General features: G+C 35.4%; 14 protein-coding genes and 2 tRNA genes. 8 read left to right on the top strand and 8 right to left on the bottom strand.

Annotated elements, in window-relative coordinates; genetic code table 11:
- Nucleotides 1-112 precede the first annotated feature (112 nt).
- Both era and ABS764_RS07295 read right to left on the bottom strand, forming a co-directional pair.
- Nucleotides 113-994 (bottom strand): GTPase Era, encoded by an 882-nt coding sequence (gene era / locus ABS764_RS07300; protein ID WP_408081134.1) that lies wholly within the window; start codon nucleotides 992-994, stop codon nucleotides 113-115.
- Nucleotides 995-1,219: 225 nt separating this feature from the next.
- Nucleotides 1,220-1,414, bottom strand: a complete 195-nt coding sequence (locus ABS764_RS07295; protein WP_408081133.1) for a hypothetical protein — start codon at nucleotides 1,412-1,414, stop codon at nucleotides 1,220-1,222.
- A gap of 303 nt (nucleotides 1,415-1,717) precedes the next feature.
- Between ABS764_RS07295 and ABS764_RS07290 the strand changes: the two genes are divergently transcribed.
- The 5 genes from ABS764_RS07290 to ABS764_RS07270 all read left to right on the top strand — a co-directional run bounded on the left by ABS764_RS07290 (nucleotide 1,718) and on the right by ABS764_RS07270 (nucleotide 2,966).
- A tRNA-Met gene (locus tag ABS764_RS07290) sits at nucleotides 1,718-1,790 on the top strand.
- Between the two features lie 35 nt (nucleotides 1,791-1,825).
- Nucleotides 1,826-1,898: transfer RNA gene (locus ABS764_RS07285), tRNA-Met, on the top strand.
- Nucleotides 1,899-1,960: 62 nt separating this feature from the next.
- Nucleotides 1,961-2,215, top strand: coding sequence for a GIY-YIG nuclease family protein (locus ABS764_RS07280; RefSeq protein ID WP_408081132.1), 255 nt, complete (start codon nucleotides 1,961-1,963; stop codon nucleotides 2,213-2,215).
- Between the two features lie 120 nt (nucleotides 2,216-2,335).
- Nucleotides 2,336-2,590: a GIY-YIG nuclease family protein gene (locus tag ABS764_RS07275; RefSeq protein ID WP_408081132.1), complete on the top strand. Its 255-nt coding sequence runs from the start codon at nucleotides 2,336-2,338 to the stop codon at nucleotides 2,588-2,590.
- Between the two features lie 121 nt (nucleotides 2,591-2,711).
- Nucleotides 2,712-2,966, top strand: a complete 255-nt coding sequence (locus ABS764_RS07270; protein WP_408081131.1) for a GIY-YIG nuclease family protein — start codon at nucleotides 2,712-2,714, stop codon at nucleotides 2,964-2,966.
- A 322-nt stretch (nucleotides 2,967-3,288) separates the two neighbouring features.
- Here the strand turns inward: ABS764_RS07270 and ABS764_RS07265 are convergent, their stop codons facing one another.
- From ABS764_RS07265 to ABS764_RS07245, 5 genes are all read right to left on the bottom strand, one after another.
- Nucleotides 3,289-4,848 (bottom strand): PepSY-associated TM helix domain-containing protein, encoded by a 1,560-nt coding sequence (locus tag ABS764_RS07265; protein ID WP_408081130.1) that lies wholly within the window; start codon nucleotides 4,846-4,848, stop codon nucleotides 3,289-3,291.
- Between the two features lie 15 nt (nucleotides 4,849-4,863).
- Nucleotides 4,864-5,064, bottom strand: a complete 201-nt coding sequence (locus ABS764_RS07260) for a hypothetical protein (RefSeq protein ID WP_408081129.1) — start codon at nucleotides 5,062-5,064, stop codon at nucleotides 4,864-4,866.
- Between the two features lie 86 nt (nucleotides 5,065-5,150).
- Nucleotides 5,151-5,486, bottom strand: coding sequence for a hypothetical protein (locus ABS764_RS07255; protein WP_408081128.1), 336 nt, complete (start codon nucleotides 5,484-5,486; stop codon nucleotides 5,151-5,153).
- A 20-nt stretch (nucleotides 5,487-5,506) separates the two neighbouring features.
- Nucleotides 5,507-6,718 carry a hypothetical protein gene (locus ABS764_RS07250; protein ID WP_408081127.1) on the bottom strand — a complete coding sequence of 404 codons (1,212 nt, stop codon included), beginning with the start codon at nucleotides 6,716-6,718 and terminating at the stop codon, nucleotides 5,507-5,509.
- 14 nt (nucleotides 6,719-6,732) lie between these two features.
- Complete coding sequence (locus ABS764_RS07245; protein ID WP_408081126.1) at nucleotides 6,733-9,126, bottom strand: TonB-dependent receptor; 2,394 nt, start codon at nucleotides 9,124-9,126, stop codon at nucleotides 6,733-6,735.
- Nucleotides 9,127-9,286: 160 nt separating this feature from the next.
- Here ABS764_RS07245 and ABS764_RS07240 point away from each other — a divergent pair, with 160 nt between their 5' ends.
- On the top strand, nucleotides 9,287-10,330 hold the full coding sequence (locus ABS764_RS07240) for a sensor histidine kinase (protein ID WP_408081125.1): 1,044 nt from the start codon (nucleotides 9,287-9,289) through the stop codon (nucleotides 10,328-10,330).
- The gene (locus ABS764_RS07235; protein WP_408081124.1) at nucleotides 10,331-10,999 is read left to right on the top strand and encodes a LytR/AlgR family response regulator transcription factor; all 669 of its coding nucleotides are present in this window, start codon (nucleotides 10,331-10,333) and stop codon (nucleotides 10,997-10,999) included.
- Nucleotides 11,000-11,254: 255 nt separating this feature from the next.
- Here the strand turns inward: ABS764_RS07235 and ABS764_RS07230 are convergent, their stop codons facing one another.
- Entirely contained in the window at nucleotides 11,255-12,937 is a 1,683-nt protein-coding gene (locus tag ABS764_RS07230; RefSeq protein ID WP_408081123.1) for a GH39 family glycosyl hydrolase, read from the bottom strand.
- A 229-nt stretch (nucleotides 12,938-13,166) separates the two neighbouring features.
- Between ABS764_RS07230 and ABS764_RS07225 the strand changes: the two genes are divergently transcribed.
- Nucleotides 13,167-13,742, top strand: coding sequence for a helix-turn-helix domain-containing protein (locus ABS764_RS07225; protein WP_408081122.1), 576 nt, complete (start codon nucleotides 13,167-13,169; stop codon nucleotides 13,740-13,742).
- Nucleotides 13,743-13,758: the final 16 nt, after the last annotated feature.

Genomic DNA, 13,758 nt, shown 5'->3' with positions numbered 1-13,758 from the left:
ACTTCAAATAAAATTCACTGAACTCCTATAAAAATAAAAGTATAGTGAAGTAATCAGGGCTAGGGCATTCAGATTTCAATTTCGTTCTGTACGGACAACTCGCGAGCTCTCCCTATTGATTATACCCAAAACGCTTCAGCATATTAGCATTGCTTCTCCAGTTTTTGTTCACTTTTACAACCAGTTCAATATGAATTTGCTTGCCAAAGAATTTCTCTAAATCAACACGGGCTTCGGTTCCTACTTTTTTCAAAGCGGCACCTTTGTGACCAATGATAATTCCTTTTTGGGTTTCGCGTTCCACCATAATAATCGAACGGATTCGGATAATATTTTCGTCTTCAAAAAATTCCTCGGTTACAATTTCCACCGCATACGGAATCTCTTTGCTGTAGTTCAACAGGATTTTTTCACGAATGGTTTCATTTACAAAAAAACGTTCCGGTTTATCGGTCAGCTGATCTTTTGGATAATAAGCCGGTGATTCCGGTAATAACGAAATGATTTTTTGAAAAACTTCAGGGACGTTGAAATTCTGCAAAGCCGAGATTGGGAAAATCTCTGCATTGGGAACTTTTGCAGCCCAGAAAGCCACTTGTTCCTCTAATTGCTCCTGATTCGAATTGTCGATTTTGTTCAACAACAACAAAACCGGAATTTTAGAATGGATAATTTTATTAAAAAAGGCTTCGTCTTTTAAATCCTGCTCCCCTATTTCGACCATATAAATCAAAATATCAGCATCTTCAAAAGCCGATTTTACGAAGTTCATCATCGACTCCTGCATTTCGTAAGCCGGTTTGATAATTCCCGGAGTATCCGATAAAATCAATTGAAAATCTTCACCATTTACAATTCCCAGAATACGGTGACGGGTGGTTTGGGCTTTTGAAGTTATAATCGATAATCTTTCCCCAACGAAAGCATTCATTAATGTAGATTTCCCTACGTTTGGATTCCCAATGATATTTACAAAACCTGCCTTGTGTGTCATAATGTGTAATTTTAATCAAGTGGAGTATCGATTTTATCCGACCCTATACGTTCATTTCACGTTCGGATCTATAAAAAAACCTCAACATGGTACTGAGGTCAACTCCTTTATTTCTTGATGTTTCGGGCACAAAGGTACGATGGAATCCAATAGCTTCCATAAGAATTACTGACTTTTTTAACATCCTCAAAACGGGATGAAAGCAATTTTGTCGTTTTTCAGGTATTATGATTCATCTTTTGTATTACGAACCAGACTAATGCCTGTCATAAAAAATATAAAACCAAGTACACCGTAAACAATAAGCAGTTTCACATCTCTTGTGCCACCTGATGTATTGGTAAAAACTACAGCGGTATAAATAAGACCGGCAATTCCTAAAATGGTTAGCAAAGCTCCAAAAGTTCGTTTTAAATTCATGACGTTTTCGTTTAGTTATTTTTTATTTTGCAAAATCTGGTTCATTTATTGGGTCCTTTACTGTTTGTTGTCTTTTTAATTTTTACCTAAAAGCATTAAACAGCAACATAACAAAGTTGTGGTATTATATTTAAAAACTCATTATAGAATTACACACAAGAGTTGCAGCATTCACATTTTTAAACATAAAAAAAGAAGGATTTTGCAATGAGCACTCAATCAGCCGAATAGTACTTAGAACAGATTTTTTTAAAAATGGCATTGGATATGTCGAATTTAGTTGTATCTTTGCACCCGAAACATCGCGGGATAGAGCAGTAGGCAGCTCGTCGGGCTCATAACCCGAAGGTCACAGGTTCGAGTCCTGTTCCCGCTACTAAGGTAGCCTTATTGAGATTACAAAACGCACATCGCGGGATAGAGCAGTAGGCAGCTCGTCGGGCTCATAACCCGAAGGTCACTGGTTCGAGTCCAGTTCCCGCTACTAAGAAAAGCTTCATAGCAATATGAGGCTTTTTTTTGTTTATATTTATCTGTAAAAAAATTATGGATGAATTTGTCGTTTACATTCTATATTCTGAAAAATTCAGCAAAACTTATACAGGTCTTACCTCTAACCTCATAGAAAGATTCAAATCACATAACAATTTATCGACCAAAGGATATACATTAAAATTCAGACCTTGGATTGTAATTCATATTGAATTTTTTAATTCCAAAATCGAAGCCATGAATAGAGAAAAATATTTAAAAACGGGAATTGGAAGAGAGTTTATTAAAAATCTAATTCATAAGATTTAAATCATAGGGCTCATATCCGCCGCGGCGGACACAGGTTCGAGTCTTCGCCGCGGCGAACTACTAAGAAAGCTTCATAGCAATATGAGGCTTTTTTTGTTTATATTTATCTGTAAAAAAATTATGGATGAATTTGTCGTTTACATTCTATATTCTGAAAAATTCAGCAAAACTTATACAGGTCTTACCTCTAACCTCATAGAAAGATTCAAATCACATAACAATTTATCGACCAAAGGATATACATTAAAATTCAGACCTTGGATTGTAATTCATATTGAATTTTTTAATTCCAAAATCGAAGCCATGAATAGAGAAAAATATTTAAAAACGGGAATTGGAAGAGAGTTTATTAAAAATCTAATTCATAAGATTTAAATCATAGGGCTCATATCCGCCGCGGCGGACACAGCTTCGAGTCTTCGCCGCGGCGAACTACTAGAAAAGCTTCATAGCAATATGAGGCTTTTTTTTGTTTATATTTATCTGTAAAAAAATTATGGAAGAATTTGTCGTTTACATTCTATATTCTGAAAAATCCAGCAAAACTTATACAGGTTTTACCTCTAACCTCATAGAAAGATTCAAATCACATAACAATTTATCGACCAAAGGACATACATTAAAATTCAGACCTTGGATTGTAATTCATATTGAATTTTTTAATTCCAAAATCGAAGCCATGAATAGAGAAAAATATTTAAAAACGGGAATTGGAAGAGAGTTTATTAAAAATCTAATTCATAAGATTTAAATCATAGGGCTCATATCCGCCGCGGCGGACACTGGTTCGAGTCTTCGCCGCGGCGAACTACTAAGAAAGCTTCATCGCAATATGAGGCTTTTTTTTGTTTATATTTATCTGTAAAAAAATTATGGATGAATTTGTCGTTTACATTCTATATTCTGAAAAATTTCAAAAAAATTATACGGGATTTACTTCTAATTTAATTCAAGTTTTTTTTATGGAGTTGGAAAAGCTAAACTTCGATACAGCTAAAAACTATTCAAAAAAAGTGAATGGGTCCCTCTATAGACTAAAATATAGCGATTAGGAGTGGTTTTTACGTTAGTTTTCAAGTTTGCTTTTGCCTTTGAGGTTGTAGTTTTAATGCTATCAGCAAGGTCACCATACCACATATTAACCATGTCAGATCCACAAAGAAGGAATCAGAATATCCCAGTTGTAAAGATTTCCAAAACCACAGCCCGGAATGAATCCCATTAAAAACCGGAATTAGTATTCCCATCACACCTGCTAAAAACAAAGCATTCCGGTTTATTTTAAAATAGCTTTTAATTATGTATGAATACACCGTGTATCCTACCCAAAATGCTAAAAACATCCAACTAATCCATGCGAACCGATGTTCCATCTGGGCTGGAAAAGTTTTGGTTAAAAGAAACATGAAAGCAATGGCCGGGTACAATCCTAAACAAGAACCCAAATAAATTGCACCTACACTTTTATTAAACTTTGCCTTATGTGAATAACTCTTTTTATCACGAGCCACCAACCAAACCATAACTCCGGTGATAACAACAACACAAGTAAGCAAAGCCAGTATAAAATAGAGTACTTTTAAAAATATGCCTCCGTAATCTCCAAAATGAATGATATGGATAAAGTCCCAAGAAGCCTCCGCATACGGTGGAGCCTCCGAAGCTGGCTTATATTCCTGTAACTTCCAATCAGACAAACGGTATACCATCTTTGTGTAATTAAAAACACTTTCAATATCTTCCGTACTAACATATATTTCTAGTTCAGCATTTTCGTCATGATAATTATGAATTTCCGCATAGACACTTTCAATTTTATTATTAGAAAAATCCGATAAAATAAGATCTATCTTATTGTTAATGGAAATAGCTTCCGGACTATAAACTGGCGTAACTTTCTCTAAAATGGTTTTGCCATTTTCATCAGGGATAATAGCATTAATAGGGTTTGATATTACCACCAGCAGGCAAAAAACAGAGCCCGTAACGGCATACATCATTTGAAATGGAAGACCAATAACTCCCAAGGCTGTATGAGCATCTGTCCATAGGATTTTCAAAGAAGATTTCAATCGAAAAGTAAAAAAATTAGATACGATTTTTCTCCAGTGTACAATCACCCCAGTAATAATAGCAAACAGGAAAAATACAGCAACCAGACCTGCCAGGTAGAAACCAACTGTAGGGATTTGATCAAAAAAATGAAGTTCATAAAGAAAGGTTCCCAAGGTTTTCTGCGAAAGAGCCTGATTTGTGGATTTCTGATAGGTTTTCTCATCCAGATGCAGATCGATACGTCCTCTTGCTTCTGAAGAATCAAGAATACTAAGCTTACTTTTTAGCAAGATGGTATCTTTCAAAGGAGCTGAATACACATTGACACCCCCATCATGCTCATAGATACTCAGGTTGCGTCCATGCATATCATAGCCTTCTGCTGCTATCCGGGCAATGGTTTTGTCGTAATCTATTAAGACAAATCCTTCCGGTTTTACATTAGCCTCCCAATGGTCTATGTTATTCATGAAAAGCGCAAAGGCACCTGCAAAGAAAATCACATACAGTCCAATACTGATAATAATTCCACTTACCGTATGTGTATTGAAGAAAACATTATAATCCCTATTTCCCATGCTCTTTAAAACTTATTACCGCCCAAAACAAATAGCCATTGTGGATAACAAAATAATTCCTCCCAGAATAGACCATGCCTGCCAAACTTTTGAAACCCAGTATGTGATAACCATGAAGCCTACCCAAACTATAAAACCCGAGTATACAGCTGTAGCCATCACAATATCCCTATCTGTCCAGACAGCTAAAGCCGCATGTAACATAACAGAAGCCATCAAACTGCCCAAACTAGCAGCTGATAGCTTACCTAACTTAAACCAAGGTGATTGGGAAAGGTATTTTTTATTGGCTGGCATATTGGTTAAAAAAACTGCATTAAAAACTCTATACTAAATAGCACTAAAGCTCCCACGATAAGATATAGCTGCCGAATAATATTAAGAGGTGTAAAAAGGATGACCAGACACCCCAAAACCATCCACAATGACAAACTGGTAAAAATACCAACACCTGAGCCAACCTTCGTAATAAAAATCAAAGTACTAAACAAAAAAGCCAAACCTGCTAAAAGCAGGCTCAGTGTTTTTTTGGTTTTCAGAAAAAGCATTAGACCTTTTTTATCCACCTCTACCCGATCTGACAAGGTTAACAGACAGAAGATGGATATTAACGAAAGGCATAATGCTAAAGTATACATGAAGTTTTAATTCTTATTGATTAGAAATTTCTGAACAATGCATTCACATACACATTGCTACCATCCAATTTTGCACCTTTGGTAAATCCTGTAGCACCACCACCAATGTTGATCTCGTATATATGAGCCTCACCTCCTGTAACACTAACTGGAATATAAAACTTATTATCCTCTACACAGTCTAAAGTAAAAATATCTCTAAACGAAGCTTTAGGTAAGTTTAATTCTGTTACAGTTTTATTTTTCAGGTTTATTTCTGCTATCGTACCTGTATTTTGCAACAAATCGCCCCAAGTGGGTACAGCTGAATTACGTACAATATTAGCATAAGCAATACCGTTTCCTGCATACCAGGCATTCCATATAGAAATAGGTTCGTTATATTTAGCAGAAATATCAAATACGTAATCATCGTAGTCTCCATTCTTAATTCTTACAAACACAGATGGTTTATCTGCTACTCCTCCATTCCATAACTCACTAGTGATGTTATACTGGTAGATATCTCCATTTTCAGTTACAAACGATCCATTGGTACGATAACCGGCTGTAGATCCTGCTGATGCGTTAGATTGTAAAATTTCAGGATTCGTCATAGATGGGTAATCTAACCTTACTGTTACTAAAGATTCGATTGCCTGAGTCCAGTCCGGATCACTATATAACGAACCGAAGTAAATGTTATTACCTTGTACTACCGCATTAGACCATACATTTTCTAAACCATCTATTACAGGCATGGTAATATATCCAAAACTGCTTGCTCCAAATGTATCAAGATCTATAATAGCATAAGGCACACCACTATCTCCAGCGTTATTTAATAATAATATTTCCTCATCATTAACGACTTGTATGTAACGGAAAAAAGCACCAGCCGTTAAAACGGAGTTATCAATTGAAGCCACAAATACAGGTCCGCTAGGTGTTAATTCATATTTCTCCGTTAATCCTTCAGTGTTATTAAGGATGTATAAAAAACCATCTACAGTTACAGAAAGGTTTGCCCAGCCTTCAGATCCATTACCAAGTATAGAAATATTTCCAGACATCAAATCATCTGCAAGTGTATAGTATCCTTCCTCATCAATACTGGCACCTACAGTATATTTTGCATATTCAGGATTCGGAGGTGTATTATCATTATCATCGTTAGAACAGGACACTATGCTTAATCCTGTAAACAGCATTGCGCTTATGGTAAATAATTTAAATTGATTTAATTTTTTCATGATTTTAAATTTGATTATTGGGTTATTTGATAATTAATTTTCAGAAAAATTGCGCGCCCTGGCTTTTGTAACAAAAAATTGTCGTACACCTGTTCGTTGAATATGTTTGAAACATCCAAAGCCAAAACAAGATTCCTGGATGGAAAAGTGTATCCTACACCTGCGTCGAATGTTAATTGAGAAGGGACAACATTTTTATTTGCTGCACTCCCAAGACTAGGCCATCCCAGGAAAAATTCGTGAACATAGCCCGATTGAACGTATGCAAAAAGAGCACTGTTCCTTTGTATAAAATTGGGAACATTATACTCGATGCCCGCATTTGCCATAATATATGGTGTATTTCTTAAACGATCACCGTAGAGGATATTATCTCTTCCGTTTTCGTCTGTTTTCTGGTTGTTTTTATAGTTTAAATAAGTACCGTTAAGGTTCATTTTGAATTTTTGGTTTAAATCATAAACAATATCCATTTCTGCACCCACTCCTGCTATCTTTCTAATATTCTCAAAAGCACCAATTTCCTGTCCCCCTTGAACATTAAGCTGAAGTATATCTGTTACATTTCTGTAAAACGCATTCAATGCTACCTTTACGCCCTGGTGGGATCCAATTTTATACTTTCCTAAAACGGTTCCAATATTAACATTAAAGCTTTGCTCTGGCCTAATAAACGGATTACTTGTTATGGTTACTCCATTACCAAGAGCCTCCGTAGCATTTGGCAATCTCGTGGCCTGTTCTACAGAAGATTTTATCAAAAATTTGGAGCTAATCACATAGGAGGCTGCAAAACCTCCACCCCAGTTGGCCACATTATTTTTATGAACTATGGTTTCATCCTCAGTGGTGTAAACTAATTCATTAATTGAAGAATCAAAACCAAATCGTTTTAGGAAAACATTGGCATGCAACTTATCGTCAAATTTTACGGTTTCAAGGCTTATGCCTGCAAAATGAGATGCAATTTTTTGGGGCATAAGAAATGGAATTTCGTAATCTTCGGCAAAAGGGTCGTCACCTGTACGTTCAGTACTAGAATACAGGAAATTGAAACCCAACTTAAAATTTAATGGCAATTCATAGGAAATATTGGCTCTGGAAACAACAGACTTATCCTTCAAGGTATACAAAGACTTGCTGCCCCCACGTCCTATTTCACCACCAGATGGATTGTAACCTATTATTTTCCCACGCCAATCGTATCGGTTTGTTGTTGTATCGATGGTAGTTGCTTTAATATCCGAATAGCCCGCAAACACATTAACATCTAAACCTTCCTTAATTAAATCCTTTTTTTGATAGACTATACTTGGCATCAGCACTCGCTCATTATTACGCAATTCACCATAAACGTGCCCCATGGTTCGCCCCGTTTGAACCCCTTTTTTTTGATCAGAAACGAGCATAGTAATAAAAAACTGGTCGGCCCATTTTTTTTGGACGAAACCTATATCCATCTTAGCTGTAGCTGTTCTAAAATCATCGTTAAATCGTTCAGCCGGATTATCTTTTGTAAAGTAAATCGTCCTTGCTGTGTTTTCTTCACCATAAAAAACACCGTCCCCCCAAACTTTATAGTTATTATCTGAATAAGTATAGAATGTTGAGAGTCTTGTCGTAAATCCTGATTTGGCTCTCCATTGCCCATGTAAGGCAGCTTGATGCGTGTTAAAAGAACCGAAAGAATAAGACGCTGATGCAAAATTTGAAACATTTTTATTGGTAACAAGATTGATGGCGCCTCCTAGTGCGTCCGATCCCAATTCTACCGGTACTACACCTTTGTAAATATCAACCCGATCTATAAGAGCGATAGGTAGGTTATTAATTGAATAAGACGAGCCAAAATAGTCCATAGGAATACCATCAATAAAGAAGCGAATGGCATTTCCGGACATACCGTCTACGGAATATTCATATTCCGAACCCATTCCACCAGTTTTCCTAACCCGTATACCAGGGCTTCTGTCCAACACCTTGTTTAAATCCAGACTTTGGGATTTTAGTTTCTGGGTTTGGATAACATCAACGTTAAACCCTTTTTCTTCTATTTTCTCCTCTTGTGTCCTTCCCTTCACCACCACTTCATCCATAATAGCCACACTCTCCTCTAAATCTACATTCAAAGTTAGTTCCTTACCATGAGCTAAGTTGACACTTTGAGTCTTGGTAGTGTAACCAATTCCAGAAAAAACAATATTGTATGTACCCGGAGCAATATTACTCAATGAATAAAAACCTTCAGAATCGGTGGAAGTTACTGTATTAGTCCCTTTAAGCAAAATAGTTATTCCAAAAATGGATTGCTGTTTATTATCTGTTACTCTTCCCTTAATTTTTTGTGCCGATGTATTGGTGATGAATACAATACATATAAATACTGTGGCAATATACTTGTTTATCAACTTTTCTTTTATTTAGGCTAAATATAAATAACAAAATTCGTATAATTGTTTTTTAAAAAAAAGAGGAATCGGTAAACGACATGACTAGTCCTGTCAACGACACAGTTTAAACAAATCAAACCAATTAGCATCAAATTAGCGATAAAGCATATTATTAACCATGCAAAAGTTATCATCTTTCATCAGAAAACATTATTCTGAAATCATTTTTCAGTTTACTACCAGTATCGTACTATTTTTGTTTTTTTCTTTTCAACAGGAAGGAACAGAGCATGTATCACTTTTGGCTTTAGCTGAACCTTATAAACTTGCTTTCTATTCTAATTATCTAATTGCAGCACAATTAATTAACTATGTATTTTTACCTCATTTATTTTATAAGAATAAAAATTATCAGTTTTTAGTTTCGATCACAATATTGATTACAATTGTTATTCTGATTGATGAATACATATTAGAAAAAATTTATTTTCCAGAAACCCGAGGCACCTATTTCCCTGGCGTTTTGTTTACTCTAATAGAAACCTTACCTATTATAATCGTTATGATTTCCTTTAAATTTGCATGGGATTTTAATAAAAAACAAACTGAAATAGAAAAGCTCAAAAGCCTGGTAAAAGAAAATGAACTGCAATTTTTAAAGTCCCAAATCAACCCCCATTTTCTATTTAACAATTTAAACAACCTATACTCTTACGCCATAGAAAACTCTCCAAAAACACCTTCCATTATTCTGGAACTTTCCTCTGTATTGCGCTATATGCTATATGATTGCAAGGAAAATATTGTATTGCTTTCAAAAGAAATCGAGCAATTAAAAAATTACACAACCTTAAATGAGCTACGAATAGAACACCATGGAAATGTTCAATTTACAGAGAATATAACAAATTTCAATTTTAAAATTGCCCCTTTAATATTGATGGTTTTTATAGAAAATGCTTTTAAGCACTGTACTAATACCCAATCCGAGAATATTGTTATCGCTATACATTTAAGTATAAAAGAAGACGGCTTATTGACATTTATATGTAAAAACAGTTTTTTTCCTATTGAAACTACCTATAATCCCGCAAAAGGAATCGGTCTGGAAAATGTAAAAAAAAGATTGGCTTTGTTATATCCCAAGACCCATAAACTTTTTATATCAAGTATAGACAACATGTACGAAGTTAAATTAACCATGCAATTAAAACCTATATAAATGTTAACTTGTATTATAATTGAAGACCAGCCACCTGCACAGCGTATTTTACAAAAATATATTGCTGAAACTCCTGATTTACTATTAAAAAACAAATATACAGATGTGCTGCAAGCTAAAATATTTTTGGAGACCGAACATGTAGATATTATATTTTTGGATATCCATTTACCAAAAATTTCCGGAATGTCTTTTTTAAGAACCTATGAAAATTGCCCTGCAGTGATTCTTACAACTGCTTATTCTGATTATGCTTTGGAAAGCTACGAATACAATGTTAAAGACTACTTGTTAAAACCGTTTTCCTACGAGCGTTTTCTTCAAGCAGTTTCAAAAGTTTATTCAACATTTGAAAATGATAACGAGCCATTATTTATAAAGTCCGGATATGATTTGATAAAAATTAAACAGCAAGATATTATTTATATTAAATCGGATGGTGATTATACTGAGGTATATGCTTTAGATAAAATGCATTTGTCCTCAGACTCCCTGAAGCAATGGTTGGACAAATTAAATGAAGATTTCTGTCAAATTCATAAATCCTTTATTGTAAACATAAATTATTCACAAAAGATTTCTGGCAATAAGCTTTTTATCCTTAACGATACAATACTGCCAATTGGCAGGGCTTACAAAAAATATTTTGTTAAAAAATATATTGAATAATTATATTATTTTTTATTTAAGTTTGAAACCTATTGCTCTTTGATTAAATTAATTATTTAGCATATATTTTTACTTCATCACAACGAAATCTTCTGGTGGTTCGAGTCCAGTTCCCGGTACTAAAAAAATCTTCACAGTAATATGAGGCTGTTTTTATGCACCAAAATTAAGGAACACTAACAAGCCTTTTAAATAATTTTCCAAAAAAAAGCTCCAGATTTCCCTGAAGCCTTTATCTTTTTTTTTAGCAGTAGTTTACCAATCTAATTTCACCAAAGCTACCGCCTGACGTTCCAACTGTACAGGCACCATAGTTTTTCCCGAAGTTATTTTTATTTTCTGAGTCGAAATACTCTTTAATTTCCCTGATTCTTCTAATGTATCTATTTGTTGTTGTGTAGGATTCTGAGGTGAACCCATTTTTTTCCAGACTTCATACGAATTGCTGTTTTCCTTATCAATCATATAAACTGTAAGCTGAGCCTTTTTTACAGGGATATTTTCAATTGTTACATTTGCCGTTTCAGTAGCTCCCGGTTTGTCATCGTCATGGTAGTTCCAAACCATCACCGCTGCCGATTTTGCATCTTTAGTTGCCAAAACTCCAATATCTGATTGCTCTCCACGAACACTGGACTGAACTACATCTTCCAGAGAATACATACGATTACTTTCAGCTTCTAATCTTGTACCAGTCATCATACCGAACATTCTGAAAACATTCAAAACAGGTTTATCCACTCCATTAGTAGCTAAATCTCTGTAACCATAAAACCAAGGCTGATTTTCAAACTCAAACGACCAGGATACGGCTCCCAGAAAATTAGCTTTTGTTTTATCTGCCAATAAATACTTTCTGGCAAAACTTGCAGCCGTATAACTGGAATACATGGTTCCGTTTCGATACGCATTTTCCGGATTGGTAGCCATCCCACAAGCCGCACATCCTTCAGGATCAGACTCGCCTATTATTAGAGGTAGGTCTTTAGTTTCAGGATAGGACATCGCCATATTAAATCCGGTTTGAATATCATTCAGTTGTGGAGCCATATTCATTCTTACAGCGCCATCTACTAATTTAGGCGAACCTTTAGCATGAAAAAGAATAGCATCCATAGGCGAACCTATTTTTCCTGTGGCATAATTAGTTCCGCTAATACAATGTTTTATAAAATCATTAGTCCATTCCTGAGCGCCTTTGCTTCGTGTTCCTGCAATATTGATCCCTCCTATTTTTGCTGTAGGCAAGGCTCTTTTTAAACCATCAGCGGCATAATCATATAATTTATAGAATTCTTCGCGGGTTCCTTTCCAGTAATGTCCATTAGGTTCATTCCAAACTTCCCAATACCAGCTTTCTACTTCTTTCTGACCGTAACGTTCCACAGAATGTTTTACCCATTCGTAAACCAGATTACGCCATTTGTCATAATCTTTTGGTGGATAAGCCCAACCCGTAATAATATCTGTATAAGGATCACCGGGTTTCCAGTAATGACGGTAAGGAGCCGGATGTGTCGAAAGTGCTTCGGGCATAAACCCAATTTGCGCCAGCGGTTTCATGCCGCGTGAAACATAAGTATCAAAAATACTGTCTACAATTCTCCAGTTATAAACCGGATTTCCATCAGCGTCTTCTGTATACGCATTTGTTGAACCCCATTTCAGCGCTGCAATACCATCACCACTTACCAGTAAACTATGTGTTCGCACATATACCGGCACAGGACTTAGTTCTGCAATTTCAGTAAGGAGTTTTTTTCCGTCTTTCATATAAGTATAATTAGGCTCATCATAGCCAAACCATGCCCATACTGGTTTCATAGGCGCAATTTCTTTAGTAAGATCTACTTTGATTTCAGGATTTTGAGCGTGTAGTGTTGCTGCTGTATATACGGTCAAAATAACAGCCAGACAACTTTTTAGTGGTTGATACATAGGTTGGTTTATTGGTTACGGAATTACCGTAAAGTTTATATTCTTTACAATAGGTTTACTCTTATTCAACAAAGTTGATAAAAAATTATCAGAACAGCATTATAATCAGTATCTTTATTTTCGAATTTAATTTTGGTACAAAAAATAAAAAGTCTGGACAATGTTAAATTAATTATCCTTTATTTGTGACAAAATAGAGTCTTAGACAAACTAATTGAATACAGGCATTTTGGAAAACGAAAAAGTACAAACTAAAAGCAAAACAGAAAACAATCTTGAAGTAGGCGAAAGAATTCGCCTGTTGCGTATCAATCAAAAACGCACTTTGCAAGAAGTGGCTGATAGCTGCGATTTATCTAAAAGCATGATTTCTAAAATAGAAAACAACAAAACCATACCATCAGTAGCGACCCTGGTAAAAATTGCTTCTGTTCTAGGCACTACTATATCAGGTTTACTGGAACAGCATAGCTGGAATAAAGCCATTGTTACCAGCCGTAAAGAAGCTGTTGAAAAACTGGTTAAAACCGAAAAAGGCTATATGATATTTCCCTATGCATCAGAATACCACCAAAAAAAAATGCAGCCTTTTTTATTTGTAGCCCGAAAAGGCGAAGTCATTCCGCACCAGTTATCACACGATGGCGAAGAGTTTGTGTTTGTGGTCGAAGGCGAAATGAAAATGCAGGTGGGCGATACCGAATACATCCTGAAAACAGGAGACAGTCTATACTTTAACGCCTTACAAAAACACGGAATTATCCCCATAACCGATGAGGTTAGTTATATTGATATTTTTGTTTGACAAAACTAAACTTCTG

Source organism: Flavobacterium plantiphilum (assembly GCF_046000495.1).
Lineage (GTDB): Bacteria > Bacteroidota > Bacteroidia > Flavobacteriales > Flavobacteriaceae > Flavobacterium > Flavobacterium plantiphilum.
The sequence above is the reverse complement of the archived record's forward strand: the minus strand, read 5'-3'. Positions and strand labels throughout refer to the sequence as shown.

Coding starts and splice junctions, on each gene's coding strand:
- era (WP_408081134.1), bottom strand. CDS start 994: ATGACACACAAGGCAGGTTTTGTAAATATCATTGGGAATCCAAACGTA.
- ABS764_RS07295 (WP_408081133.1), bottom strand. CDS start 1,414: ATGAATTTAAAACGAACTTTTGGAGCTTTGCTAACCATTTTAGGAATT.
- ABS764_RS07280 (WP_408081132.1), top strand. CDS start 1,961: ATGGATGAATTTGTCGTTTACATTCTATATTCTGAAAAATTCAGCAAA.
- ABS764_RS07275 (WP_408081132.1), top strand. CDS start 2,336: ATGGATGAATTTGTCGTTTACATTCTATATTCTGAAAAATTCAGCAAA.
- ABS764_RS07270 (WP_408081131.1), top strand. CDS start 2,712: ATGGAAGAATTTGTCGTTTACATTCTATATTCTGAAAAATCCAGCAAA.
- ABS764_RS07265 (WP_408081130.1), bottom strand. CDS start 4,848: ATGGGAAATAGGGATTATAATGTTTTCTTCAATACACATACGGTAAGT.
- ABS764_RS07260 (WP_408081129.1), bottom strand. CDS start 5,064: ATGGCTTCTGTTATGTTACATGCGGCTTTAGCTGTCTGGACAGATAGG.
- ABS764_RS07255 (WP_408081128.1), bottom strand. CDS start 5,486: ATGTATACTTTAGCATTATGCCTTTCGTTAATATCCATCTTCTGTCTG.
- ABS764_RS07250 (WP_408081127.1), bottom strand. CDS start 6,718: ATGAAAAAATTAAATCAATTTAAATTATTTACCATAAGCGCAATGCTG.
- ABS764_RS07240 (WP_408081125.1), top strand. CDS start 9,287: ATGCAAAAGTTATCATCTTTCATCAGAAAACATTATTCTGAAATCATT.
- ABS764_RS07235 (WP_408081124.1), top strand. CDS start 10,331: ATGTTAACTTGTATTATAATTGAAGACCAGCCACCTGCACAGCGTATT.
- ABS764_RS07230 (WP_408081123.1), bottom strand. CDS start 12,937: ATGTATCAACCACTAAAAAGTTGTCTGGCTGTTATTTTGACCGTATAT.